The organism is Streptomyces sp. NPDC043878 (genome assembly GCF_056435735.1).
In genome coordinates this window covers 651791-674897 of the sequence record NZ_JBWKDW010000001.1, presented here as the reverse complement: position 1 = coordinate 674897, position 23107 = coordinate 651791, and the positions used below count along the sequence as shown (strand labels likewise).

The 23107-nt window shown below is 73.5% G+C and carries 20 protein-coding genes; 12 read left to right on the top strand and 8 right to left on the bottom strand.

The window, feature by feature from the left end:
- Positions 1-376: 376 nt before the first annotated feature.
- The 4 genes from AC07AZ_RS02845 to AC07AZ_RS02830 all read right to left on the bottom strand — a co-directional run bounded on the left by AC07AZ_RS02845 (position 377) and on the right by AC07AZ_RS02830 (position 5207).
- Positions 377-1093 (bottom strand): alpha/beta fold hydrolase, encoded by a 717-nt coding sequence (locus AC07AZ_RS02845; protein ID WP_478843099.1) that lies wholly within the window; start codon positions 1091-1093, stop codon positions 377-379.
- A gap of 54 nt (positions 1094-1147) precedes the next feature.
- On the bottom strand, positions 1148-2119 hold the full coding sequence (locus AC07AZ_RS02840) for an alpha/beta hydrolase (protein ID WP_478843097.1): 972 nt from the start codon (positions 2117-2119) through the stop codon (positions 1148-1150).
- A 216-nt stretch (positions 2120-2335) separates the two neighbouring features.
- Positions 2336-3244 (bottom strand): helix-turn-helix domain-containing protein, encoded by a 909-nt coding sequence (locus AC07AZ_RS02835; RefSeq protein WP_478843095.1) that lies wholly within the window; start codon positions 3242-3244, stop codon positions 2336-2338.
- Between the two features lie 52 nt (positions 3245-3296).
- The gene (locus tag AC07AZ_RS02830) at positions 3297-5207 is read right to left on the bottom strand and encodes an AfsR/SARP family transcriptional regulator (protein WP_478843093.1); all 1911 of its coding nucleotides are present in this window, start codon (positions 5205-5207) and stop codon (positions 3297-3299) included.
- Between the two features lie 426 nt (positions 5208-5633).
- Between AC07AZ_RS02830 and AC07AZ_RS02825 the strand changes: the two genes are divergently transcribed.
- From AC07AZ_RS02825 to AC07AZ_RS02810, 4 genes are all read left to right on the top strand, one after another.
- Positions 5634-6356: a hypothetical protein gene (locus tag AC07AZ_RS02825; protein WP_478843091.1), complete on the top strand. Its 723-nt coding sequence runs from the start codon at positions 5634-5636 to the stop codon at positions 6354-6356.
- A 45-nt stretch (positions 6357-6401) separates the two neighbouring features.
- Positions 6402-7145, top strand: a complete 744-nt coding sequence (locus tag AC07AZ_RS02820) for a YcnI family copper-binding membrane protein (protein ID WP_478843089.1) — start codon at positions 6402-6404, stop codon at positions 7143-7145.
- A 73-nt stretch (positions 7146-7218) separates the two neighbouring features.
- Positions 7219-8118, top strand: a complete 900-nt coding sequence (locus AC07AZ_RS02815) for a hypothetical protein (RefSeq protein WP_478843087.1) — start codon at positions 7219-7221, stop codon at positions 8116-8118.
- A gap of 354 nt (positions 8119-8472) precedes the next feature.
- Positions 8473-9144 (top strand): sigma-70 family RNA polymerase sigma factor, encoded by a 672-nt coding sequence (locus AC07AZ_RS02810; protein WP_478843085.1) that lies wholly within the window; start codon positions 8473-8475, stop codon positions 9142-9144.
- 83 nt (positions 9145-9227) lie between these two features.
- Here the strand turns inward: AC07AZ_RS02810 and AC07AZ_RS02805 are convergent, their stop codons facing one another.
- Positions 9228-9731 (bottom strand): MarR family winged helix-turn-helix transcriptional regulator, encoded by a 504-nt coding sequence (locus tag AC07AZ_RS02805; RefSeq protein WP_478843083.1) that lies wholly within the window; start codon positions 9729-9731, stop codon positions 9228-9230.
- A 113-nt stretch (positions 9732-9844) separates the two neighbouring features.
- Between AC07AZ_RS02805 and AC07AZ_RS02800 the strand changes: the two genes are divergently transcribed.
- A complete protein-coding gene (locus AC07AZ_RS02800; protein ID WP_478843081.1) occupies positions 9845-10360 on the top strand; it encodes a YceI family protein in 516 nt (171 codons plus the stop codon).
- 66 nt (positions 10361-10426) lie between these two features.
- Here AC07AZ_RS02800 and AC07AZ_RS02795 read toward each other — a convergent pair whose 3' ends face one another.
- Positions 10427-12163: a hypothetical protein gene (locus tag AC07AZ_RS02795; protein ID WP_478843423.1), complete on the bottom strand. Its 1737-nt coding sequence runs from the start codon at positions 12161-12163 to the stop codon at positions 10427-10429.
- 224 nt (positions 12164-12387) lie between these two features.
- On the opposite strand from AC07AZ_RS02795, the gene AC07AZ_RS02790 reads away from it, so the two are divergent.
- From AC07AZ_RS02790 to AC07AZ_RS02760, 7 genes are all read left to right on the top strand, one after another.
- Entirely contained in the window at positions 12388-12777 is a 390-nt protein-coding gene (locus AC07AZ_RS02790; protein ID WP_478843079.1) for a cell division protein SepF, read from the top strand.
- Positions 12778-12890: 113 nt separating this feature from the next.
- Positions 12891-14321 (top strand): AAA family ATPase, encoded by a 1431-nt coding sequence (locus tag AC07AZ_RS02785; RefSeq protein WP_478843077.1) that lies wholly within the window; start codon positions 12891-12893, stop codon positions 14319-14321.
- The gene (locus AC07AZ_RS02780; RefSeq protein ID WP_478843075.1) at positions 14318-14644 is read left to right on the top strand and encodes a nucleotide pyrophosphohydrolase; all 327 of its coding nucleotides are present in this window, start codon (positions 14318-14320) and stop codon (positions 14642-14644) included. The genes AC07AZ_RS02785 and AC07AZ_RS02780 overlap by 4 nt, the downstream gene beginning before the upstream one ends.
- A 177-nt stretch (positions 14645-14821) precedes the next feature.
- The gene (locus tag AC07AZ_RS02775) at positions 14822-15292 is read left to right on the top strand and encodes a DUF6099 family protein (RefSeq protein ID WP_478843073.1); all 471 of its coding nucleotides are present in this window, start codon (positions 14822-14824) and stop codon (positions 15290-15292) included.
- Between the two features lie 337 nt (positions 15293-15629).
- Positions 15630-16553: an LLM class F420-dependent oxidoreductase gene (locus tag AC07AZ_RS02770; RefSeq protein WP_478843071.1), complete on the top strand. Its 924-nt coding sequence runs from the start codon at positions 15630-15632 to the stop codon at positions 16551-16553.
- Between the two features lie 336 nt (positions 16554-16889).
- Positions 16890-18344: a 3' terminal RNA ribose 2'-O-methyltransferase Hen1 gene (locus AC07AZ_RS02765; RefSeq protein WP_478843069.1), complete on the top strand. Its 1455-nt coding sequence runs from the start codon at positions 16890-16892 to the stop codon at positions 18342-18344.
- Complete coding sequence (locus AC07AZ_RS02760) at positions 18341-20884, top strand: polynucleotide kinase-phosphatase (RefSeq protein ID WP_478843067.1); 2544 nt, start codon at positions 18341-18343, stop codon at positions 20882-20884. The genes AC07AZ_RS02765 and AC07AZ_RS02760 overlap by 4 nt, the downstream gene beginning before the upstream one ends.
- A gap of 136 nt (positions 20885-21020) precedes the next feature.
- Here AC07AZ_RS02760 and AC07AZ_RS02755 read toward each other — a convergent pair whose 3' ends face one another.
- Positions 21021-21920 carry an NAD(+)/NADH kinase gene (locus tag AC07AZ_RS02755; protein WP_478843065.1) on the bottom strand — a complete coding sequence of 300 codons (900 nt, stop codon included), beginning with the start codon at positions 21918-21920 and terminating at the stop codon, positions 21021-21023.
- On the bottom strand, positions 21917-22963 hold the full coding sequence (locus tag AC07AZ_RS02750) for an SPFH domain-containing protein (protein WP_478843063.1): 1047 nt from the start codon (positions 22961-22963) through the stop codon (positions 21917-21919). Before AC07AZ_RS02750 ends, AC07AZ_RS02755 begins: the two co-directional genes overlap by 4 nt.
- Positions 22964-23107 lie beyond the last annotated feature (144 nt).

Genomic DNA, 23107 nt, shown 5'->3' with positions numbered 1-23107 from the left:
GTTGGTGCCGCTCGCGGGTCTGTCGCGCCGGCCGCCGGCTGCCCGCCGTGAGCGGCTTCGGGCCCGCCGGCCCATCGTGCCGTCAGCCGTCAGCCGTCAGCCGTCAGCCGTCAGCCGTCAGCCGTCAGCCGTCAGCCGTCAGCCGTCAGCCGTGAGCCGTGAGCCGTGAGCCGTGAGCCGTGAGCCGTGAGCCGTCAGCCGTGAGCCGTGAGCCGTGAGCCGTGAGCCGTGAGCCGTGAGCCGTCAGCCGTGAGCCGTGAGCCGTCAGCCGTGAGCCGTGAGCCGTGAGCCGTCAGCCGTGAGCCGTGAGCCGTGAGCCGTCAGGCGTGAGCCGTGAGCCGTGAGCCGTCGGGTGTCAGCCGGGAGCTGTCAGCCGTCAGCTCGTCGCGCGGACGGCTTCGCGGATGAGGTCGGCGACCTGCTGGGGCTGGGACACCGCCACGGCGTGCGAGGCGCCCTCCACCTCGACGATCGTGGCGCCCGCCCGCTTGGCGCCGAAGCGCTCGACCTCGGGGTTGATCGCCTGGTCGGCGCCGGCCACGAGGGCCCAGGACGGCTTCGTCTGCCACGCGGCCGCCGAGGCCGTCTCGGCGAACGCGCCGGCGGCCAGCGGTCGCTGCGCCGCCGCGAGCACCTTCGTCACGGACGCCGGGACGTCCGCGGCGAAGATCTCCGGGTACGCCTCGGCCTTGATGGTGACCTCGACCGTGGGCTCCGCGCCGTCGCTGGGGTAGGTCCACTCCCTGAGGTTGCTGACGAGCTGCGAGAGCGGGAAGCGGCCCTGGAGTTCGCCGAGGCTCTCGCCCTCCTCCAGGACGTAGGCGGCGATGTAGACCAGCCCGACGACGTTCTCCGTCGTGCCGGCCACGGTGATCAGCGCACCGCCGTAGGAGTGGCCGACCAGCACGACCGGGCCGTCGATCTGGGCGGCCACGGAGGCGACGTACGCGGCGTCGGACGCCAGGCCGCGCAGCGGGTTGGGCGGTGCGATCACGGGGATGTCGTGGTTCTGCAGCTCGGCGATGACGCCGGACCAGCTGCCGGCGTCGGCGAAGGCGCCGTGCACCAGGAGGACGGTGGGGGTGGTGGACATGGCGGGTTCTCTTCCCTGTGGGCGGGGCGGGGGATGTGGGCGTGTCGGAGGACGTCAGTCGGTGTGGAGGGCGGTGCGCAGGGTGGTGACGGCGAGGGTGATGGCGGCTTCGGCGGCGTGGGTCCGGCGCAGGGCGTTGAGCATGACGAAGTCGTGGATGATGCCCTGGAAGCGGACGGCGGTGACGGGGACGCCGGCCTGGCGGAGCTTGTTGGCGTAGGCCTCGCCCTCGTCGCGCAGGACGTCGGCCTCGCCGGTGATGACCAGGGCCGGGGGCAGGCCGGTGAGCTGTTCGGTGCTGGCGCGCAGCGGGGAGGCGGTGATCTGCGCGCGTTCGGCCTCGTCTGTCGTGTACTGGTCCCAGAACCACCGCATGCCGTCGCGGCGCAGGAAGTAGCCCTCGGCGAACTGGTGGTAGGAGCCGGTGTCGAAGGCGGCGTCGGTGACCGGGTAGAACAGCACCTGCTGTGCCAGGGGGACGTCGCCGCGTTCCTTGGCCATCAGGGTCAGGGCGGCGCTCATGTTGCCGCCGACGGAGTCGCCGACCACCGCCAGCCGGGAGCCGTCGAGGTTCAGGTCGGCCCCCTGTTCGACGATCCACCGGGCGACGGTGTAGTTCTGCTCGATGGCGACCGGGTAGCGGGCCTCCGGGGAGAGGTCGTACTCGGGGAAGACCACCGCCGCGCCCGCGCCGACGGCCAGTTCCCGCACCAGACGGTCGTGGGTGTGGGCGTTGCCGAACACCCAGCCCGCACCGTGGATGTAGAGGATCACCGGCAGGACGCCCGTGGCGCCGGCCGGCCGCAGCACACGCGCCCGGACACCGCCCGTCGGACCACCCTCGACACTCACCCACTCCTCGTCGACCGCCGGCATCACGACCTCACCCGACTGCACCTCGTCGACCGCCTTGCGGCCCTCGGCGGGCGCCAGGTCGAACAGGTACGGCGGGTTCGCTGTCGCCTCGGCGAACGCGGCGGCCGCCGGCTCCAGCACAGGCTGAACCGGCTCGAAGGTGTAGGACATCTGGTGCTCCTGTGTTTCGTTGCTGCGCCGTGGCGTGTTGCGCCGTGGGGCATGACGGGACGCGCCTGGGGCGGCAGTCGGCTGTGCCGTGGCGCTTCGGACCCCACGCTAGAGGCGTCCCGTGGCCGCGGATGGCCCACGAGTGCACGGGTGTCGACCTCACAGCGCACGAGGACCGAAGCCCGTGCGCCGGCGGTGTGGCCAGGTTGCCCGGTCCTAGGAGCGGTGTCCCCGCGCACCCCGGCCTGCCGTGTCCCGCCACTCGCTGGGGGACATGCCGTACGCGGCCCGGAACACCCGGCTGAAGTGCGTGGCGCTCAGGAAGCCCCAGCGGCCGGCGACCGCGGCGATCGTCTGCCGGTCGCGGACCCGGTACACCAGGTCCCGCCGGCACTCCTCCAGGCGGCGGCGCTGTATCCAGCGGCCGACGGTGGTGCCCTCGCCCTGGAACAGGCGGTGCAGGTAGCGCACCGAGATGTGCTGGGCGTCCGCGATGGACTCGGGGGACAGGTCCGGATCGGCCAGACGCAGGTCGATGTGGCGCTGGATGCGCGTCATGAGCGGTGAGTGGACGCGGGGGGTGCCCGTCGCGTCCTCGCCCAGGTGCCCGTTCGCCAGGGTGGCCAGGAGGTTCACGGCGTTCCAGGCGAGCATCTCGGCGACCGGGGGCCGGGAGGAGGAGACGGTGTCGGCGAGTTCGGACAGGAACGGCGACAGCAGCGTGCCCAGCCGCGAGGACCGGCCGACGGGGGCCGCCATGACCTGCCGCAGGTCGCCCTCCTCGAGGCCCAGCGCCTCACGCGGCACCAGGAAGACCTTCAGCCGGACGGCCTCGGGGGCGTCGAGCGCCGGCGGCCGGTCGGCGTCGTAGAAGCAGATGTCCCCGGGGCCGACGCGGACCTCCCGGGGCCGCCGCGTGTCGGTCGCGGCGGCGGGGGAGCGGGTGGTGCCACCCCGGACGCCGACGAAGAGGTACTCGCCCGGGCCGCGTACGACCAGCCGGTGGGCCGCCGGCCGGGATCGCCCGGTTCCGTCCGCCGGGGCGGGCAGCCTGGTCGGGGCCCGGTCGGTGACGACGATGTCGAGGCCCATGGGCATCCGGCACACCTGTTCCTGCCACACCATCTGTCCTCGCTTCCACCCCGGCTGAAGAACCGTCCTCCACCTCGAGTGGAGCCTAGGAAGGAGGAAGTGCAAAAGAAGTGACGGAGGAGTGACAGTCGTGGCCGGAGCCCGGCGGCCGGCTGCCCGCGGGGCCGGGGGTCGCGCCGGGTTCGGCGGCGAACACCCGCAGCAGGTCGTGCGTGACGTAGTGGCCCGGGGCGTGCTCGGCGACGAGGTGGGCGTCGGCGAGTTCGTCGAGGACGAGCCTGGCCGTGCGGACCGGGAGTCCGGTGAGAGAGGCGGCCGCCTCCGCGGTGAGGTCCGGGCCGGGGTGCAGCGGCAGCAGCCGGAACAGCCGCGCGCTCTCGGGCCGCAGCCGCCGGTAGGAGCAGGTGAAGGCGGTCCGGACGTCGGCCTCCCCGCCCGGGTCCGCGAACGCGTCGAGGCTGTCCCCGGCGGCACCCAGGGCGGCGGCGATCACGCCGAGCGGAAAGTCCGGGCGCGTCACGGCCCGGGCCGCCACCCCCGCGAGGGCCAGCGGCAGCCGGCCGCAGCGCGCGACGATCTCGTCCACCGCCACCGGCTCGGCTGCCAGCCGCTCGTGGTCCACCCGCGCCGCCAGCAGCGCCCGCGCGTCCCGGGCCGAGGGCAGGTCCAGGCGCAGCGGCCGGGCCCCGGAGGTGACCAGCCCGGACAGGCCGTTACGGCTGGTGATGAGTGTCAGACAGCCGGGCGAGGCGGGCAGCAGCGGCCTGACCTGCTCGGTGTCCAGGACGTCGTCCAGTACCACCAGCAGCCGCCGGCCCGGCAGCAGGCTGCGATACAGGCCGGCGAGGGCGCCCTGTTCCGTCGGCATCTGCCGCGGTGTCACACCCAGCGCCGCGAGCATCCCGCGCAGGGCATCCTCCGGCCGCAGCGGCGCCCGCGACGGTGCGTGCCCCCGCAGGTCGACGTGGAGTTGGCCGTCCGGGAACCGGTCGGCGACCTCGTGCGCGAAGCGGACCGCGAGTGTGGACTTCCCGATCCCCGGCATCCCGGTGATCAGGACCGTCGCGGGCGCCCCGGTCCCGTCCGGCGCCGACCCGGCGACCTCCCGCAGGACGCCGAGTTCCGTGCGCCTGCCGGTGAACACCTTGAGATCGGGTGGCAACTGGGCGGCCCGGACGAGTGGTTCGGGCTCGGCGGGCTCCGCCGCGTGCGGTGTCAGGCCGCTCCTGCCGCGGGCCGGCCGCAGCTCCTGGCGGAGCACCCGGGTGTGCGCCGCAGCCAGCTCGGCACCCGGCGCCACCTTCAACTCCCTTGCCAGCAGCTGTCGTACGCCGTCGTACGCGTCCAGCGCCTGGGCCTGCAGGCCGGCGGCGGCGAGGCCCATGACGAGTCTGGCGTGCAACGACTCGTTCAGCGGGTCGAGTTGAAGGGCCTGACGCAGTCGCGGCAGGACCTCCTCCGTCCTGCCGCACAGCAGCGCCGCGTCGGCCGCCATCGTCGTCGCCTGGAGAAGTTCTCGCTCCACCGCGGCGAACACCGCGTGCTCGCGCACCGGCGCGGGGATGCCCATCGCGACGGGCCCACGCCAGGCGCCGAGCGCCTCGACGAAGTACGGCAGCGCCACCTCGGGCCTCCCGGTGGCCGCGGCCCGCTTGCCGCGTTTGGTGAGGGCGCGGAAACGCAGCAGGTCGACCTCGTCCTCGTCCGCCGCCAGCACATAGCCACCGGTTCGGCGCGGCAGCCGCCGCCCGGGCTCCCGGGGCGGCAGCCCGGGTTCCAGCAGCCGCCGCAGCGCCCCCACGTAACGGCGCACCACGTTGACCGCGCTGGCCGGCGGTCGCCCGGGCCAGAGCACCTCGACGATCCCGTGAGCCGTCACGGGCTGGCCGCCCCGCACCACGAGCAGGCCCAGCACGGCGCGTTGCTGGGGGAACCCCAGGTCGAGTTCCCTCTCCCCCTCACGCACCCGGAGCGGACCCAGTACCTCGAACCGCATCAACTGTCGGAACTCCGTCTTGCCGCACGAACAGGCGCAGAGAACGACGGACCCCCTCGGCCGCCCGCGCCCTGTCCGCAGCCTAGTGCCAGGTCGGGCGGTGTTCGCATGTCAGGGGGGAGGGTGCCCGGGGGCGTGGGAGGCGGTGCTTGGCGTACGGCCAATGGTGGGCGCACGGCGTACGGCACGCGGCCGGGGAATGGCGTGCGGCCGGGGAACGGTTGGCGTGCGGCCGGCGCGTCCCCGCGCGGGTGTGCGGTGTGGGTGTGCGGTGTCGACATGTGTGGTGTCGACATGTGTGGTGTCGACGTGTGCGGCGTGGGCGTGTGCTGCGGTCGGTCCGGGAGAACCGTTTCCCTCCGGAGACGTGTGCGGAGCAGCCGTTCCTCCCCGGGAGGTGGGTGCGGCGTGGCAGGATCGGGCGCCATGAGGGCGTCCCCGGCGGTACGCGGCCTGCGCGCGGCGGTGTTCGCGGCGTGGTGCGTGCTGCTCGCAGCCGGGGGACACGTACTGGCGACCGGGATGGTGCCGCCGGTGTGGGCACAGGCCGCCGCGTTCCTGCCGCTCTGCGCGGCCGGCTACCTGTTCGGCGGCCGCGAGCGGTCCCTCGCCGCCATCGGCGCCGGAACGCTCACGGCACAGGGGGGCCTCCACCTCGCCTTCGACGCGGTCCGACCGCGTGCCGCGACGTGCGGACAGGGGCAGGGGATGGGGGTGTTGGGCGAGACCCGTGGGATGGGCGGCATGCGGGGCATGCGTATGGCGCTTCCGCACATGGTGCATCCGCACATGGTGCATCCGCACATGGTGCATGGCCCCGTGGTGTCTTCCCACATGGTGCATCCGCACATGGCGGCTGCCCATGCGCTGACGTCCCACGCCACGGTCGCCCATGTCTCGGCCGCCGTCGTGCTGACGTGGTGGCTGCGGTGCGGCGAGGCGGCCCTGTGGTCGCTGCTGCGCAGGGCCGTCACGTTCGTACCGGGGCTCGCCGCCTGGTGGCAGGTGAGCAGCGGGGTGCGGTGCGTTCCGGCGGTGCCCGGTCCGGTACGCCCGGCGGCCGGTGGCCAGGCGTCGCTCCGGCAGGTCCTGCTCCGGCACGCGGTGCAGCGGCGCGGCCCGCCGACGGGGATCTCCTTCGCGATCTGACGGAATGTCCCCGCACACCTCATGAGTACGGAGATCGACTCACCCATGTCCCGAACCCGTTCCACCCTCCGCCGCACCGGCGTCGTGACCGCCCTGGCCGCCGCTTCGGTCCTGACCGCCGCGGGCATCGCCTCCGCGCACGTCACCGTCCACCCGGACAGTTACGCCAAGGGCGCCACGGACGGAGTCCTCTCCTTCCGTGTCCCCAACGAGGAGGACACCGCCGCCACCACGAAGGTGCAGGTCTTCCTGCCCACCGACCACCCGGTCCTGGGCGTGCTCGTCTCCCCGCACGACGGCTGGACGCCCAAGGTGACGACCACGAAACTCAAGACCCCGGTCAAGACGGACGACGGCACCATCACCGACGCCGTCTCGGAGGTCACCTGGACCGGCGGCCGGGTCGGGCCGGGGCAGTACGAGGACTTCGACATCGCGTTCGGCCAACTCCCCGACACCACCGGCAAGCTCACCTTCAAGACCCTCCAGACCTACTCCGACGGCAAGGTCGTCCGCTGGATCGAGGAGGCGGCGCAGGACGGACAGGAACCGGAGAACCCGGCGCCGGTCCTCCAGTTGACCGCGGCCGGGGCGGACAAGCCGGCCGGCTCCGCGAGCGCCACGGGCAAGGCGGCGACCACCTCCGAGTCGACCACCTCCGAGTCGACGGCCTCGGCGAGCGACTCGACCGCGCGCGGCCTCGGCATCGCCGGTGTGATCGTCGGCGTACTGGGCCTGGCGGCCGCGGCGTTCGCCATCGTGCGCGGTCGCTCGCGCACCGGCGGCTGAGCGAGGAACGGGGGGTTTCCGTACACCCGTGCACAGCACGAGGGCCGGGGTCCGGATGCGAGGATGAGGCGCCATGACCGCAGGGTGGGGATCACGCACGGTACGGGCCGCGGTGTTCGCGGCCGTCTGTGTGCTGCTCGCCGCCCTCGGTCACGTCCTCATGTCCGGCCGGCACGTGCCCGCCTGGGCGATGGCCGTGGGCCTGGCCGCCACCGCGGGCGCGGGCTGGTGTCTCGCCGGCCGTGAACGCGGCCTGCCGGCTGTCACGGCGTTCGTGGTCGCCGTGCAGACGGCCCTCCACGCGGCGTTCTCCCTCGCCCAGCCGGAAGGACATGCCACCGGTTTCGCCGCGGTGGGGTTCCCCGGCATGGTGAACGCCGACATGGGCTTCCCGGACCTGTGGGGCTCGGACCTGTGGAGTTCGGACATGTGGGGTGCGAACATGGGGTCAATGCCCATGGGTCGGGCTCCCCTTGCCTCCATGGACGCGGCGCCCATGGACGCGATGTCCATGCCCCCGATCGAACCCATCGGCATGGGCCACATGCCCGCCGGCCACATGGACATGAGCCACACGTCCATGACCCACATGGCCATGGACCACACGTCTATGACGCACATGGGCATGGACCACACGGGCGTGACCCACATGGCCATGGACCACATGCATCAACTCGGGCAGTCGACGGCCGAAGGCATCACCTCGTCCGTCGGCATGCTCGCCGCGCACCTGCTCGCCGCGCTGCTGTGTGGTCTGTGGCTCGCGCACGGGGAGCGGGCCGCCTTCCGCATCCTGCGGACCGTAGCCGCCCGGCTGGCCGCACCGCTGCGGTTGTTGCTCGCGCTCCCCGCGCCGCCGCACCGCCGACGCCCGCACGTCCGCCGCCGTCGTGCGGGCCGGGCACCCCGCCTGCTCCTTCTCGTCCACGCGATCACCTCGCGGGGACCACCACCGGGGACGGCTGTCGTCTGAGGACAGCCCGCGACCCGGGGCGGTCCTGTGCGCCCCGGGCTTCGGCCGTACGCCCGCGTGAGCGTCGTACGGCCGGTTCCCCTGCACCGGACCGACCGGACCACCGCGCCGGCGCGCGACCGACCGCGCCCGCACGCCTCGTCCGGCCTCCGGACGACCCGAGAAGGACCCCAGGTGATCACTCCTGTCCCGACCGCTCCGCGCGGCCACGGCGACACAGGCGGCGGCGGACGCGGCGCCGGACGCGTCGGCGAACAAGGCGGCGCACATGTCGGAGAACAGACCGGCCGCCACGCCCCACACAGCGGCCGGCGGAACAGCGAGGCGAGCGGCCCGGGACACGGGCGTACACCCGTGTCCTCCGACGAGTCGATCACCGCATGGGCACTGGCCGCCCGGGGCGGTGACGCGGACGCCGTCGAGCGGTTCGTGCGCGCCCTGCACCGTGACGTCCTGCGGTACGTCGCCCATCTGTGCGCCGATCCCCAGGCGGTGGACGACCTGGCGCAGGACACGTTCCTGCGGGCGCTCGGCAGCCTGCACCTGTTCGAGGGCCGTTCCTCGGCCCGCGCCTGGCTGCTGTCCATCGCCCGCCGCGCGGTGATCGACGGCTACCGCCGGACCGCCACCCGGCCACGGCTGAGCGACGCGCCCGACTGGCAGCTGGCCGTCGAGCACGCCCAGCCGCGGGGCCTGCCCGGCTTCGACGACGGGGTGGTGCTGCACGACCTGCTGGCGGCGTTGCCCGTCGAGCGGCGGGAGGCGTTCGTACTCACGCAGCTGCTCGAACTGCCGTACGCGGAAGCGGCTCTGGTGAGCGGCTGCCCCATCGGCACCCTGCGCTCACGCGTGGCCCGTGCCCGCGCGACGCTCATCGCTCTGCTGGCCGACCCGCACGAGTCCGTCGCCCGACCGCCCGCCACGGACCCGCCGGCAGCCCGGCGCCGCACCCTCCTGAAACCCCCGTCCACGCCCAGGCACGAGCCCCCACTCACGCCCGGGCCCGCCCGCACGCCCCCGGCCTGACCGGCTGCCGCCGCCGCCGTCGCCGTCGCCGTCGCACCCGTGCACCGCCCGCGACGGCCGACGGGGCCGGGGAACCCGGGTCCTCAGGCCCCGCTCGTCCCCCCGGCCAGGTCCGGCAGGAGGCCGGACACCGCCGCGCGCTGGGCGGGGCCGACGGACTGGGCCAGGGCGCGGGTGACCGTCTCGGCGAGGGCGCCGGAGGCGTCGGTGAGGAGCCTGCGTGCCTTGTCGGTGAGGGCCACCTCGACGCCCCGCTTGTCACCGCACACCGACTTGCGGGTGACGAGCCCGGCGTGCTGAAGGCAGGCGATCTGGTAGGTGAGCCGGGTCTTGGGGCGGCCCAGGAGTTCGGCGACCCGGGTCATCCGCAGGCCCGCTCCCGGCTGCTCGGCCAGGAGGCACAGGATCAGGAACTCGTCGTGGGAGACGTCGAGCCGTTCCCTCACCACGGCTCGCAGCTGCTGTTCCACCGCCCCCGTGGCACCCACCAGCAGCATCCACGCCCGCAGTTCCGTCGGCAGGAGTCCGCCGCCCTGCGAGGAAGGACATTCGGGCAGGTCGGTGGCGTGCTCGTCGGGATCGGCCATGGTTCGAGTGTACCTGTTGTTCAATTTTGGATTAGAGGGTTGTCCAGATTTGGATGACGGGCTAGCGTGAGGTCATCCAAATTTGTACGAAGAGCGAGAGCGGGAGAAAGATCATGACCGTCGCTGTGGAAACCGGCCTGTGGCAGCTCGACCCGACCGCGTCCAGGGTCGCCCTGCGGCACCGGACCATGTGGGGTCTCGTCACCGTGAAGGGCGCCTTCGCCGCGGTCGCCGGCCAGGGCGAGGTCCGCCCCGACGGGTCCGCTGTGGGCACCGTGACCCTGGATGTCGCCTCCCTGGACACCGGCAACGCCAAGCGCGACACGCACCTGCGTTCCGCCGACTTCTTCGACGCCGACAACCACCCCGAGATCACCTTCGCGGCCCGCAGCGCCGAACTCCGTGACGGGAACGCCGTACACGTGGTCGGTCAGTTGACCGTGCGGGGCGTCAGCAGGCCGCTGTCCTTCACCGGCCGGCTCGGCGCGTCCGACGCCGCAGGGTTCACTCTGGACGCCGAAGTGACGGTGGATCGCGCCGAGTTCGGCCTGACCTGGAACCAACTGGGCATGATCCGCGGCCTGACAACGGTCGCCACCACCCTCCGCTTCACCCGAGCGGCCGCCTGAGTCCGAGCCGGCGCCCGGTCACCCGCCCCGGCCACCCGGCGCCGACGTGAGCCACGTACCCCGGCGTCACCTGGTGGGGTGTGCGTCGTCCGGCAGGAACCGGACGTAGGCGCTCGACAGCGTCTGCGGTGCCGGGGTGAAGGCGCGGAGCCGCACCCGGGCACCGGCCCGGGGCACGTGGTATCGCCCGTCGGGCGGCCGGAGTTCGTACAGGGCCGTGGTGTGGGCGGGCAGCGCGGCGGGGCCCCGGAGCACCGACCAGTACGGGTCCATGCCCGGCCCCGCGGTGAGCGTGAAGTGGGGCGTCAGGGTGCTGCCGACGGTGTTGGTGACCCGCAGGGTCAGCCGGGAGACGGCGGTCGCCGAAACCCGTCGTACCGCGAGGACCCGCATACGCAGCGGCGGTGTCCCCGACGCCGCCAGGGCCGCGCTCGCCAGCGCGGGCAGGAGCAGGAGCACTACGGCGGCGACCCGCGCGGGGCGGCCGTGCGGGCCGGACAGCCGGCGGAACCGCGGCTGCCACGCGCCGGCGAACTCCGCCGGGGGCGCGGTGACCGCGGCCGCCAGCCACAGGGGCGTCATCATCAGGTAGTACCCGTCCTGGGAACGGGTCGCCAGATAGAAGGCGCACCAGGGCAGTACGGTCGCCGCCGGGCCCAGCCGCCGTACGAACAGCACGAAGAGCGCGAGGAGACCGGCGGCCAGCAGCAGGCTCGCGTGTCCGTACCAGTCGAGCCGGTCGCTGCCGTTCGTGTAGTACAGCGAGACGCCGATCAGACCTTGTCCGTGCAGCGTCGCGCCCTGCGTGAGCGGCAGCGCGATGCCGCCGAGCCAGGTGCCGGGCTCGCTGACGGCGAAGTAGGTGTTGATCAGCAGCCAGACGAGACCGGCGACACCGGCCAGCCGCCCCAGTACTCCCGCCGCGGCCCGCCCGCCGAGCTCACCGCGGCGCACCGCGTAGATGCCGGCCAGCAGGAACGGCGCGAGGAACCAGGGCAGTTGCTGCGCCGCGCACGCGGCGCCCAGGCAGCCGGCCTGCGCCACACCAGCCGGGCCGAGCCGCCCGCCCCGTCCGATCCGCGGCCAGCGCACCACCACCGGCACCAGCAGGGCCATCGCGAGGATCGCCGGGTAGCCGAGCCGGCCGTAGGTGGGCAGCATCGCGAAGCCCAGGCACACCATGGTCGCCGCCGGCCGCCACGGCACCGGCAGCAGGCGCCACAGCACGACCGCGCCGGTCAGGAGCGCGCCGGTGCTCACCGCCGTGGCCGGGGTGCCGCCGTGGCCCAGCCACAGCAGGGGCGCGGTCAACAGCGGTGCGAGGGGCGGATAGCCGTACGTGTAGTCGTAGCCGCCGCTGACCGTGGGGGTGACGGCGACCCCGTGCCCGAAGAGCCAGGGCCACGGCTGCCCGTAGACGGCGTGCCCGGCGGCGAGTTCCCGCGCGGCCTGGGTGGTGAGGAGCGCCTCGTCGGAGCCCTTGTGGTAGAGCACCCACGCGCACAGCGCGAGCGTCAGGGCGGTGATCAGTACGCACAGGTCGAGCCGTGCCAGCGACCGGGTCCGGCGCACCACGAGGGCGAGCACCCCGCAGACCAGGATCGAGGCGTAGCAGACCGAGACGACCGCGGCCACGGGGAGCCGGTGGCCGGCGGCCTGGGTCCACACCGACCGCGTCCCGATGAAGAGACTGATGTCGGCGAGCAGGGTCAGGACGCGATGCCACTGGGCGGGGGGTTCCGGATCGGCGGACACCGCCGGCTGGGTGCGCCGGGCGGGTGTCGACGGCTGCGTTTCTGCCACATGCACGACTCCGGACCGTAGGCGGGCGGGGTGAGTGGGCTGTCGGGGGAGGAGAAGAGTCCGGTGTGAGAGGGGTAAGAAGGGGGCTGTACCGGCTGGAACCGGGCAGGGGGTTCCGGTCGTTGTGACGGTGGCGGACCGTGTCGCTGTTGGGCTGAACGGGTGACTTGGCGTAAGAATTGGCCAGTGCAGGCAATGAACGCGAGTCAGGTCGGGGGAAACCGGTGAACAGCTACGACGTCACCGATGAACAGTGGGAGGGACTCGCCCAGGTCGTTCCGTTGCGGGGCCGGGACGCCTGGCCGTCCGCCGTGGGCCACCGCGCGCTGCCGGACGCGGAGACGGAGACCCGGCGCCGTTTCGTCGTGCTGAGGATCAACGTGTTCGCGGACGCCCGCGAGGTCGCCGAGACGCTGATGGCGGGCATCCCCGTGCTGCTCGACCTGACCACGGCGGAGACCGAGGTCGCCAAGCGGGTCCTGGACTTCAGTACGGGCGTCGTCTTCGGCCTGGCGAGCGGGATGCACCGCGTCGACCGCAACGTGTTCCTGCTGACGCCCTCCGGCACCGAGGTCACGGGGCTGATGGAGGGAGCGGGAGTGCCCGGCGTGTGAGACCGTCCCCCGATCGTGAGACCGGCTCACCTGTCGTGAGACCGGTCCCCCGATCGTAGGAAGGTCTCCGGGGAGGAACGGTTCGTCCGACGGCGGAGTCCTACCGTCCGGATATGACCGTGTCCTCCGCCTTCTCCTCCCCGTCCGGTCCCTCCCCGTCCGGTCCCGCCGCGTCCGGCCCATCCGCGTCCGGCCCATCCGCATCCGGCTTCTCCCCGGACGGCTCCCCGGCAACCGGCGCCGCCACCTCCCCGGTAACCGGCCCCGCCGTAGCCGGTCCCGGGGCAACCGGCGCCGCCGTAGCCGACCCTGCGGCAACCGAACCCGCCGCAACCGGCCCCGCCACCTCCCCTTCCCCCGGACCTCCCCGTCCCGCAGGTCCCCCTCCCGGTCCCGCCGGTGCATCTCCGCCTCCCGAGACGACGCGGCGGCCGGTGCTGCCGCGGCTCACCGAGCTGCGGCTGTCCGCGTTCGCCGCGCACCGGGGCGCCCGGTTCCCGCTCGGACCGCTCACCCTGTTCGCCGGCCCCAGCGGCTCCGGCAAGACGAGCGCGCTGCGGGCGTACGAGGCGCTCGCCCGGCTCGGGGGCGGCGCGGCCCTCGCGGAGGTGTTCCCCGACCCCGGCGCCTGCGTGCCCGAGCGTGCCCGGCCCGACGTCCAGCGCCGCCGCGGCTTCCGCATCGGCTGCACGGCCGACGGCCCCGAGGGCTCGGTCCGGCTCGACGTCGCAGTCCAGGCCGAGCCCGAACTGCGCGTGGTGGGGGAGCGGTTGACGGTCGACGGCCTGGTGCTCCTGGAGACCGCCCTGCGGGATCCGGGCCGCCGCAGCGTCCAGGCCGCCTGGTACACCGCCGGGTCGTCACCGGTCACCCGCGCCCCCCTGCCGGACGACCGGCTCGGCACCCCGCTGCTCCCGCTGCGCGTGGCCGGCAAGACGGAGGGGCAGCGGCGGGTGCTCGCCGCGGCGGAACAGATGGTGATCGCCCTGCGGTCCGTGTTCCCCTGCGACCCGCGGCCGGCGCGCATGCGCGCCCCCGTGCCGTTGGGGTCCGGCCGGCTGCTCGGAGGCTGCGACAACCTCGCCGACGTGCTGTGGCGCACCCGCGCGGAGTGCGGCCGCCGGCACGCCCAGCTGGTCGCCGCGGTGCGCGCCGGCTGCGCGGGACCGGTCGCCGACCTGTGCGCCGAGCCGCTCGGCGACGGGACGGTACGGGCGGTCCTCGACCGGGGCGACGGCGTGCGTACGGAGCTGGGGCGGCTCGGTGAGGGCGAGTTGAGGTACCTGGCGCTGTCACTCGTCCTGCTCACCGGCCCGGGGGTGCTTGACGTCGACCCGGCGGGCGAGGTGCCGGCCGCCCTGCAGACGCTCACCGTGCTCGCCGACGGGCTCGACCGGGGGCTGGACCCGGGCCAGCGGGGTGAACTGCTGCGGCTCGCGGCCCGGATGTGCGAACGCGGGCACATCCGTCTCGCCGGTACGGTGAGCGACGCGTCGTGGGCCGCGGCGGCGGACGGGATCACGGTGGTAGACCTGGAGCCGTGACCGAACCTCTCGATGTGGCGAAGCTCCAGCGCAGGCTGACCGAGTTCGCGACGGCGCGGAACTGGCAGCCGTTCCACACCCCCAAGAACCTGGCCTCCGCGCTCAGCGTGGAGGCCGCCGAACTGGTGGAGATCTTCCAGTGGTTGACGCCGGAGGAGTCGGCCCGGGTGATGGACGACCCGGACACCGCGCACCGGGTCGCGGACGAGGTCGCCGACGTGCTCGCGTATCTGCTGCAACTGTGCGAGGTGCTCGGGGTCGATCCGCTGGCGGCACTGGACGCGAAGATCGACCGGAACGAACGGCGGTTTCCGGCACCGTAGGGAGCAGTTGGTTCCGTTTTCACTCTCCGCAGTCAAACCGCGGTGCGAAACCGAATTGTTGTCCGTTAATTTCCGTCTTCCTCTGGCTTTTCGCCGTGCGGAAGCTCACGCTGGGTAGTGGACACGGGAGTTCGGGCGGACGTGCCGTGGGCGCGTCGCGACAGACGGGGGCAGCGCATGGATGCGGTGCGGCTCATCGTGACGAGCAGACGCGCGCTGGTGGGCACCAGTGACGCGCCGGAGGTCATGACCCAGGTGTGGCAGGCGCAGGCCCTCGCGCAGGCGATAGGCAGCCGCCTGGCGGTCTTCGGGCCGCCCGAACTGCGCGGCGAGGCACTCGGGTTGACCGAACTGGCGGGCAGGGGCTGCGGCGTGCTGGACAGGCCGGACCTGGACACCGAGGACCTGTTGGCGGCCCAGCTGACCGACCTGGGCGACGCCCGCCAGGCCCTCGTGTACCTCGGCGGGCTGCTGGGCGAAGTGGGCATCGCCCTCGTCGGCCTGGCCTGCGCTGTGGATGACGAGGGCACGTACTGGCAGTGCATGGAAGCCATCGACGCGGCGGACGAGTCCAGGGACCGGGTCCGCGAGATGCTGCGCAAACTGGCCGACGCGCAGCCGGTGTTACCGGAGCGGGAAGCCGGCTAGGCCCCCCGCGCCCCACCAGTCCCGGCGGCCTCGGCGGCCTACATCACCGGCGTACGCCGGGCACCCGGCCCCCGGTCGCACCCTGCTTCCGTGCCCTCGGCCCGGTCCTCCGGGAGACCGGACGGGGGTGGGCGCCCCGGCATCGCCCGGCCGATGTGCATGCCGGGGGCCGGGCGCCGGGGGCCGGACGCCGGGGGCCGGGCGCCGGGCGACCCCGAATCTCACCCGCCCAGGGACCCGGCCGGGCATGATCGCCGAGTCCGGAGGATCCGCCGAGTCCGGAGGGTCCGGAGGGTCCGGTGAGGCCGTCCGGGCCCTCGGCGTGCAGGATGGAAGCATGGATTTTCGAATCTTCACCGAGCCCCAGCAAGGGGCCACCTACGACACCCTGCTCTCCGTGGCGAAGGCCACCGAGGACCTCGGATTCGACGCCTTCTTCCGCTCCGACCACTACCTCGCGATGGGTTCCGGTGACGGCCTGCCCGGTCCCACCGACGCCTGGATCACCCTCGCCGGCCTGGCCCGCGAGACCCGGCGCATCCGGCTCGGCACGCTGATGACCGCCGGTACCTTCCGGCTGCCCGGCGTGCTCGCCATCCAGGTCGCGCAGGTCGACCAGATGTCGGGCGGCCGGATCGAGTTCGGCCTGGGCGCCGGCTGGTTCGAGGACGAGCACAAGGCGTACGGCATCCCCTTCCCGAAGGAGAAGTTCGCCCGCCTGGAGGAGCAGCTGGCGATCGTGACCGGGCTGTGGCAGACCAAGGCCGGCGAGACGTTCGACTTCCACGGCACCCACTACGACCTCACCGGCTCGCCCGGGCTGCCCAAGCCCGCGCAGGCGAGGATCCCGGTGCTGGTGGGCGGTCAGGGCGCCACCCGCACCCCCCGGCTGGCGGCCCGGTACGCCGACGAGTTCAACATGCCGTTCGGCTCGATCGAGGACAGCGAGCGCCAGTTCGGCCGGGTCCGCGCCGCGGTCGAGGAGGCCGGCCGCGGGGCCGACGAGATGACGTACTCCAACGCCCTCGTCGTCTGCGTCGGCAAGGACGACCAGGAGGTCGCCCGCCGTGCCGCCGCGATCGGCCGCGAGGTCGACGAGCTCAAGGCCAACGGGCTGGCCGGCACGCCGTCCGAGGTCGTCGACAAGATCGGCCGGTACGCGGCTATCGGCTCCCGGCGGTTCTACCTCCAGATCCTCGACCTCCACGACCTGGACCACCTGGAGCTGATCTCCTCCCAGGTCCAGTCCCAGCTGTCGTAGAACACCCCGGGCGGGCGGGCGGGCGGGCGAGCCGAGCCCCGGCCCCGCCGAGCCCACCTGTCCGGACCGGCGGGGGTCCGGTGCGCCGAGCCCCGGCCCCGCCGAGCCGCCCTGTCCGGACCGGCGGGGGTCCGGCGAGCCAACCCCGACTCCGCCGACTCCGTCCGCCCGGTCCGCCCGGTCCGGCGGCCCCCGCGGGCCCCGCGGCTCTGGTGAGCCGGCTCCTGACCTCGCCCGGAACCGCCGCCGCCCACCCCTGCACCCAAGCCGAACCCCCACCCCCGCCCGTGGTGAAAACCACTGGTCATCGCGCACGTCCGCCGGGAGACTCGGGGCATGTTCCTGACGATCTCGACCACCGGCACGCCGGAGAGTCCCGCGACCGACCTGGGGTTTCTCCTGCACAAGCATCCCGACAACTCGCAGGCGTTCTCGACGTCGTACGGCACGGCTCATGTGCTGTACCCCGAGGCCCACGCCGAGCGCTGCACCGCGGGGCTGCTGCTGGAGGTCGATCCGGTGGCGCTGGTCCGCCGGGGCAAGGGCAAGGGCCGCGGCGGCGCGCCCGACGCGGCGCTCGCGCAGTACGTCAACGACCGCCCCTACGCGGCCTCCTCGCTGCTCGCGGTGGCGCTGAGCGCTGTCTTCTCCAGCGCGATGCGCGGAGTGTGCGCCGCCCGGCCCGAGCGGGCCGCGCGGCCGCTGCCGCTGCGCATCGAGGTGCCCGTGCTGCCAGCCCGCGGCGGCCCGGCGCTCGTCCGACGCCTCTTCGAACCGCTCGGCTGGGCGGTGGAGGCCGAACCGGTCGCGCTGGACCCCGCGTTCCCGGAGTGGGGTGACTCGCGCTACGTGTCCCTCGTGCTTGAGTCCGGGGCGCTGACCCTCGCCGAGGCCCTGCGTCACCTGTACGTGCTGCTGCCGGTCCTCGACGACGCCAAGCACTACTGGGTCGCCCCCGACGAGGTCGACAAGCTGCTGCGGGCCGGTGAGGGCTGGCTGCCCGGCCACCCGGAGCAGAAGCTGATCACCAGTCGTTTCCTGTCCCGCCGCTGGGCGCTGACCCGGCAGGCCATGGAACGACTGGAACTGGTGCGGCTGGCCGAGGCCGACGACAGCGCCGTCGAGGAGATCGACAACGCGGTGGCGCCGGAGACCGAGGCGGAGGAGAAACCCACCCCGCTCGCCGTGCTGCGCCGGGAGGCGATCGTCGCCGCGCTCACCGCGTCGGGGGCCACCCGTGTCCTCGATCTCGGGTGCGGACAGGGCCAGTTGGTGCAGGCGCTGCTGAAGGACCCGCGGTTCACCGAGGTCGTGGGCCTCGACGTGTCGATGCGCGCGCTCACCATCGCCTCCCGGCGGCTGAAGGTGGACCGCATGGGAGAGCGGCAGGCGGCCCGCGTCAAGCTGCTCCAGGGCTCCCTGGCGTACACCGACAAGCGACTGGCGGGTTACGACGCCGCCGTGCTGAGCGAGGTGATCGAGCACCTCGACCTGCCGCGGCTGCCCGCCCTGGAGTACGCCGTGTTCGGCGCGGCCCGCCCCCGGACCGTGCTGGTGACCACACCGAACGTCGAGTACAACGTCCGCTGGGAGAGCCTGCCCGCCGGGCACGTCCGGCACGGCGACCACCGTTTCGAGTGGACCCGCGAGGAGTTCCAGGGGTGGGCCCGCCCGGTGGCCGAACGGCACGGCTACGGCGTGGAGTTCGTCCCCGTCGGCCCGGACGACCCGGAGGTGGGACCGCCCACCCAGATGGCGGTTTTCCGCATGAAGGAGGCGAAGGCGGCATGACCGACACACGCGACGGACGGGTCCTGCCCGTCACCGACCTCTCCCTCGTGGTGCTCGTCGGGGCCTCCGGCTCCGGCAAGTCCACGTTCGCCCACCGGCACTTCAAGCCCACCGAGATCATCTCCTCCGACTTCTGTCGGGGTCTCGTCTCGGACGACGAGAACGACCAGAGCGCGACGAGGGACGCCTTCGACGTCCTGCACTACATCGCCGGCAAGCGCCTGGCCGCCGGCCGCCGCACCGTCGTCGACGCGACCAGCGTGCAGCAGGACTCGCGGCGGCAGTTGGTCGAGCTGGCCAGGGAGCACGACGTGCTGCCCATAGCCATCGTGCTCGACGTGCCCGAGGAGGTCTGCGCCGAACGCAACGCGGCCCGCGCCGACCGGGCCGGCATGCCGCGCCGGGTCATCCAGCGCCACATCCGCGAACTGCGCCGATCGGTGCGGCATTTGGAACGCGAGGGCTTCCGCAAGGTGCACGTGCTGCGCGGGGTGGCGGACGTGGACAACGCAACCGTTGTCACCGAGAAGCGCTTCAACGACCTGACCCACCTCACCGGCCCCTTCGACATCATCGGCGACATCCACGGCTGCTCCGCCGAACTGGAGTCTCTGCTGGGCGAGTTGGGCTATGTCGACGGCAGCCACCCGGCCGGCCGCACCGCCGTGTTCGTCGGCGACCTCGTCGACCGCGGCCCGGACAGCCCCGGTGTGCTGCGCCGTGTGATGTCGATGGTCGGGGCGGGCGACGCGCTGTGCGTGCCCGGCAACCACGAGAACAAGTACGGGCGTCACCTGCGCGGCCGCAAGGTCCAGCCCACGCACGGCCTCGCCGAGACCATCGAGCAGATGGAGGGCGAGAGCGAGGAGTTCACCAAGCAGGTCAGGGAGTTCATCGACGGTCTCGTCAGCCACTACGTCCTGGACGGCGGCCGCCTGGTCGTCTGCCACGCGGGTCTGCCGGAGAAGTACCACGGCCGCACCTCGGGCCGGGTCCGTTCGCACGCGCTGTACGGCGACACGACCGGCGAGACCGACGAGTTCGGCCTGCCGGTGCGCTATCCGTGGGCGGAGGACTACCGGGGCCGGGCCGCCGTGGTCTACGGCCACACCCCCGTCCCCGAGGCCACCTGGCTCAACAACACCATCTGCCTCGACACCGGTGCCGTCTTCGGCGGCAAGCTCACCGCGCTGCGCTGGCCGGAGCGCGAGCTGGTCGACGTACCGGCGCAGCAGGTCTGGTACGAACCGGCGAAGCCGCTGCGGTCCGAGGCGCCCGGCGGGCACGACGGGCGGCCGCTGGACCTCGCCGACGTGTACGGCCGCAGGGTCGTGGAGACCCGGCACGCGGGCCGGGTCTCGGTCCGCGAGGAGAACGCGGCGGCGGCCCTGGAGGTCATGAGCCGCTTCGCGGTGGACCCGCGGCTGCTGCCGTACCTGCCGCCCACCATGGCGCCGACGGCCACCTCGCGTGTCGAGGGCTACCTGGAGCACCCCGCCGAGACCTTCGCGCAGTACCGTGAGGACGGTGTGGCGCGGGTGGTGTGCGAGGAGAAGCACATGGGGTCGCGGGCGGTGGCCCTGGTGTGCCGGGACGCGGACACGGCCCGCGGGCGGTTCGGGGCCGGGGGAGGGGTCACGGGATCGCTGTACACCCGTACGGGCCGGCCGTTCTTCGACGACGGAGCGGTGACGGAGGAGATCCTCGGCCGGCTGCGCACGGCCGTCGGCGAGGCCGGTCTGTGGGAGGAACTCGGCACCGGCTGGCTGCTGCTGGACGCCGAGTTGATGCCGTGGTCGCTGAAGGCGTCCGGGCTGCTGCGCAGTCAGTACGCGGCGGTGGGCGCCGCCTCCCGGGCGGTGTTCCCGGGCGCGCTGGCCGCGCTGGAGGGCGCGGCGGCGCGCGGTGTCGACGTGTCGGACCTGCTGGCGCGCCAGCGTGAACGGGCCGGTGCGGCGGCCGCGTTCACCGACGCGTACCGCCGGTACTGCTGGCCCACGGACGGCCTGGACGGTGTTCGCCTGGCACCCTTCCAGCTCCTCGCGGTCGAGGGCCGCAGCCTCGCCGCACTGCCCCACGACGAACAGCTCGCGCTGCTCGACCGGCTCGTCGAGCACGACGGCAGCGGCCTGCTGCACACCACCCGGCGCCTGTACGTCGACACCGCCGACCCCGAGTCGGTGCGGGCCGGTGTCGACTGGTGGCTGGAGATGACCGGCCGCGGCGGCGAGGGCATGGTCGTCAAGCCGCTCGGCGCGGTGGTGCGCGGCGAGCGGGGCCGCCTGGTGCAGCCCGGCATCAAGTGCCGGGGCCGCGAGTACCTGCGGATCATCTACGGTCCCGAGTACACGCGCCCCGACAACCTGGCCCGGCTGCGGCAGCGGTTCCTCAACCACAAGCGGTCGCTCGCGATCCGCGAGTACGCGCTCGGTCTGGAGGCACTGGACCGTCTGGCCGAGGGGGAGCCGCTGTGGCGGGTGCACGAGGCGGTGTTCGGGGTGCTCGCCCTGGAGTCGGAACCGGTGGACCCCCGGCTGTGACATGGAACCCGGTGGACCCCCGGCTGTGACATGGAAACCGGTGAACCCCCGGCTGTGACATGGAAACCGGTGAACCCCCGGCTGTGACATGGGGTTCGGGTGGGAGTCTGCGTCGGTGACGGAGGCTCCCACCGCCTCACCCCACCAGCCGCAGCCGCTCCCCGCACACCCCCACCCGGATCGTCTGGCCCCACGTCAGCTCCAGGGCGTCGCGCTCCATGCCGTCCCCGAAGGCGATGAGCCGTTCGGACTCGACGGTGAGATGGAGGGACGCCCGGGCCGGCAGGTCACCCGCGACCAGGGACGTGCCGGTGGCCGGGGAGGGCCAGGCCTCGCGGACGAACCACAGGAGGCGGGCCTCGGCGGGCCGGGGCAGCGGCAGGGCGCTGGCCCGTTCCTGCCACACGGACCTGATCCAGCCCGTGGCCCCCGTGCCCGTCCCCACCAGCACCCCGGACGATGCCTGGGCCTCGACGACACCCCCGTCGCCCTCGAGGCCCAGGCGGTATCTGGCGGTCTGGTGACCGGGGGCGCCCAGGTAGATCTCGTTCAGCGCGACCAGCCGCTGCGTGTCGTCGGCGACGGCCTCGACCATGGTGAGTTCGTCGACCGGCGTGCCGGCCGCGTGCGCCGCCGGCAGCAGGCGCGCCGCGTCCGCCGGCCGGTGCCGTACCAGCACGCCCGGATTGCGGCCGGGCTCCGTGTCGATCCCCACCACGGGCTGGCCCGCGAGGTACTTGGCGGCGTTGGCCACCAGTCCGTCCTGGCCGACCACGACCACCACGTCCTCCGGCGCGAACAGGAACCGGTCCAGGTCGGCCCGCTCCACCCGGCTCTGCCGCCAGGTCAGCGGGACGGCCGAGGCCACCTCGGCCAGCGCCCGCCGGGTCCTCCGGTGCCGGTCGGCGATCTCCCCGATGTCCCGGCCGCGGCTGGACAGGAAGAAGGCGGCCTGCCCGTGGGTGCCGTGCCGGGCCACCAACTCCTCGTACTCCGTGGTGCGATGGACCAGGACGACCCGGGGGGCGAGACTCACGTCCGCTCTCCCGCGCCCAGCCGCGCGAGCAGTCCGGTCAGCACGTCCGGGGAGATGGTCACGCTGTCGATGTTCGGCAGGTTCTCCGCCAGCCGGGTCCCGGTGAGCGCGTGCAGCGTCGCCAGGCCGTCCACCCCTGCCTCCGCGTGCACCCGCAGCCAGGCCGCCTGTGCCTGGGCGCGTGCATCGCCGAGTTCGCGCGCGCCCTCGGCCTCCGCGCGGTGCAGGCCGAGGGCGCGGGCCGCCTCCGCCTCCGCCAGCCGTACCGTGCGCGCCGCCTCCGCCTCGGCCCGGACCGCGTCGGCCGCCGCGTGCTCCTCCGCCTCGCGCCGGGCGTTGGTGCCGCGCTGGTCGACCAACTGCTCCTCACGGCGGGCGAGTTCGATCTGGCTGGCCAGTTCGTTCTCGGCGATCGTCCGCTCCCGCTCGACGGCCACGGCCCGCCGCTCGTACGTCGCCCGGTCGGCCTCCTGCTGGATCTGTTCGCGCGCCGGGGTGCGCAACGCCCGCTCCACCTCCGGCTCGGGCCGCAGGGCGACGACCCGTACGGCCACCACCTCGATGCCGGTGGCCGGCAGCCTGGGTTCCGCCGCGAGGCCCGCCGCGACCCGCTCGCGCACCGCCGCCACCCCGTCGACCAGGGCGGCCGACAGCGGTGTCCGGGCCAGGACGTCGAGGGCGTGCTGCTGCGCCGTCTCCGTGAGCAGGGTGCCGAGTTGCTCCAGCGGCGCGCCCCGCCACACCCCGGAGTCGGGGTCGATCGAGAAGTCCAGCCGGGCGGCGGCCAGCGCCGGGTCCGCGATGCGGTAGGTGACGGTCGCCTGCACCGCCACGTCCTGGAAGTCGGAGGTGCGGGCGTGGAAGGTCATCGCCAGCTCGCGGTCGTCGACCGGCACTTCGGACAGCGCGGCGGTCAGCGCCCGGAACCAGAAACTGAGCCCCGGGCCGTCGTGCACGAGTGTGCCCGAGCGGTAGTGCCGGATGTGCGCCGTCGGAGTGCCGCGCAGGTGGCGCCGGCCCAGGCGCCGGGTGATGTCTGCCATGATCCTCTCCCCTTTTTCGTCGTCGCGACGATAACGGAGGATTCCGCTTCTCGTCAAGAGGACGAGAAGCGGGGGCGCGGAAAGAAGAGAGAAGCGAAACACCAGAGCAGGGGGTGAATCCGGTCATCGGTGGTCAGGATGGAG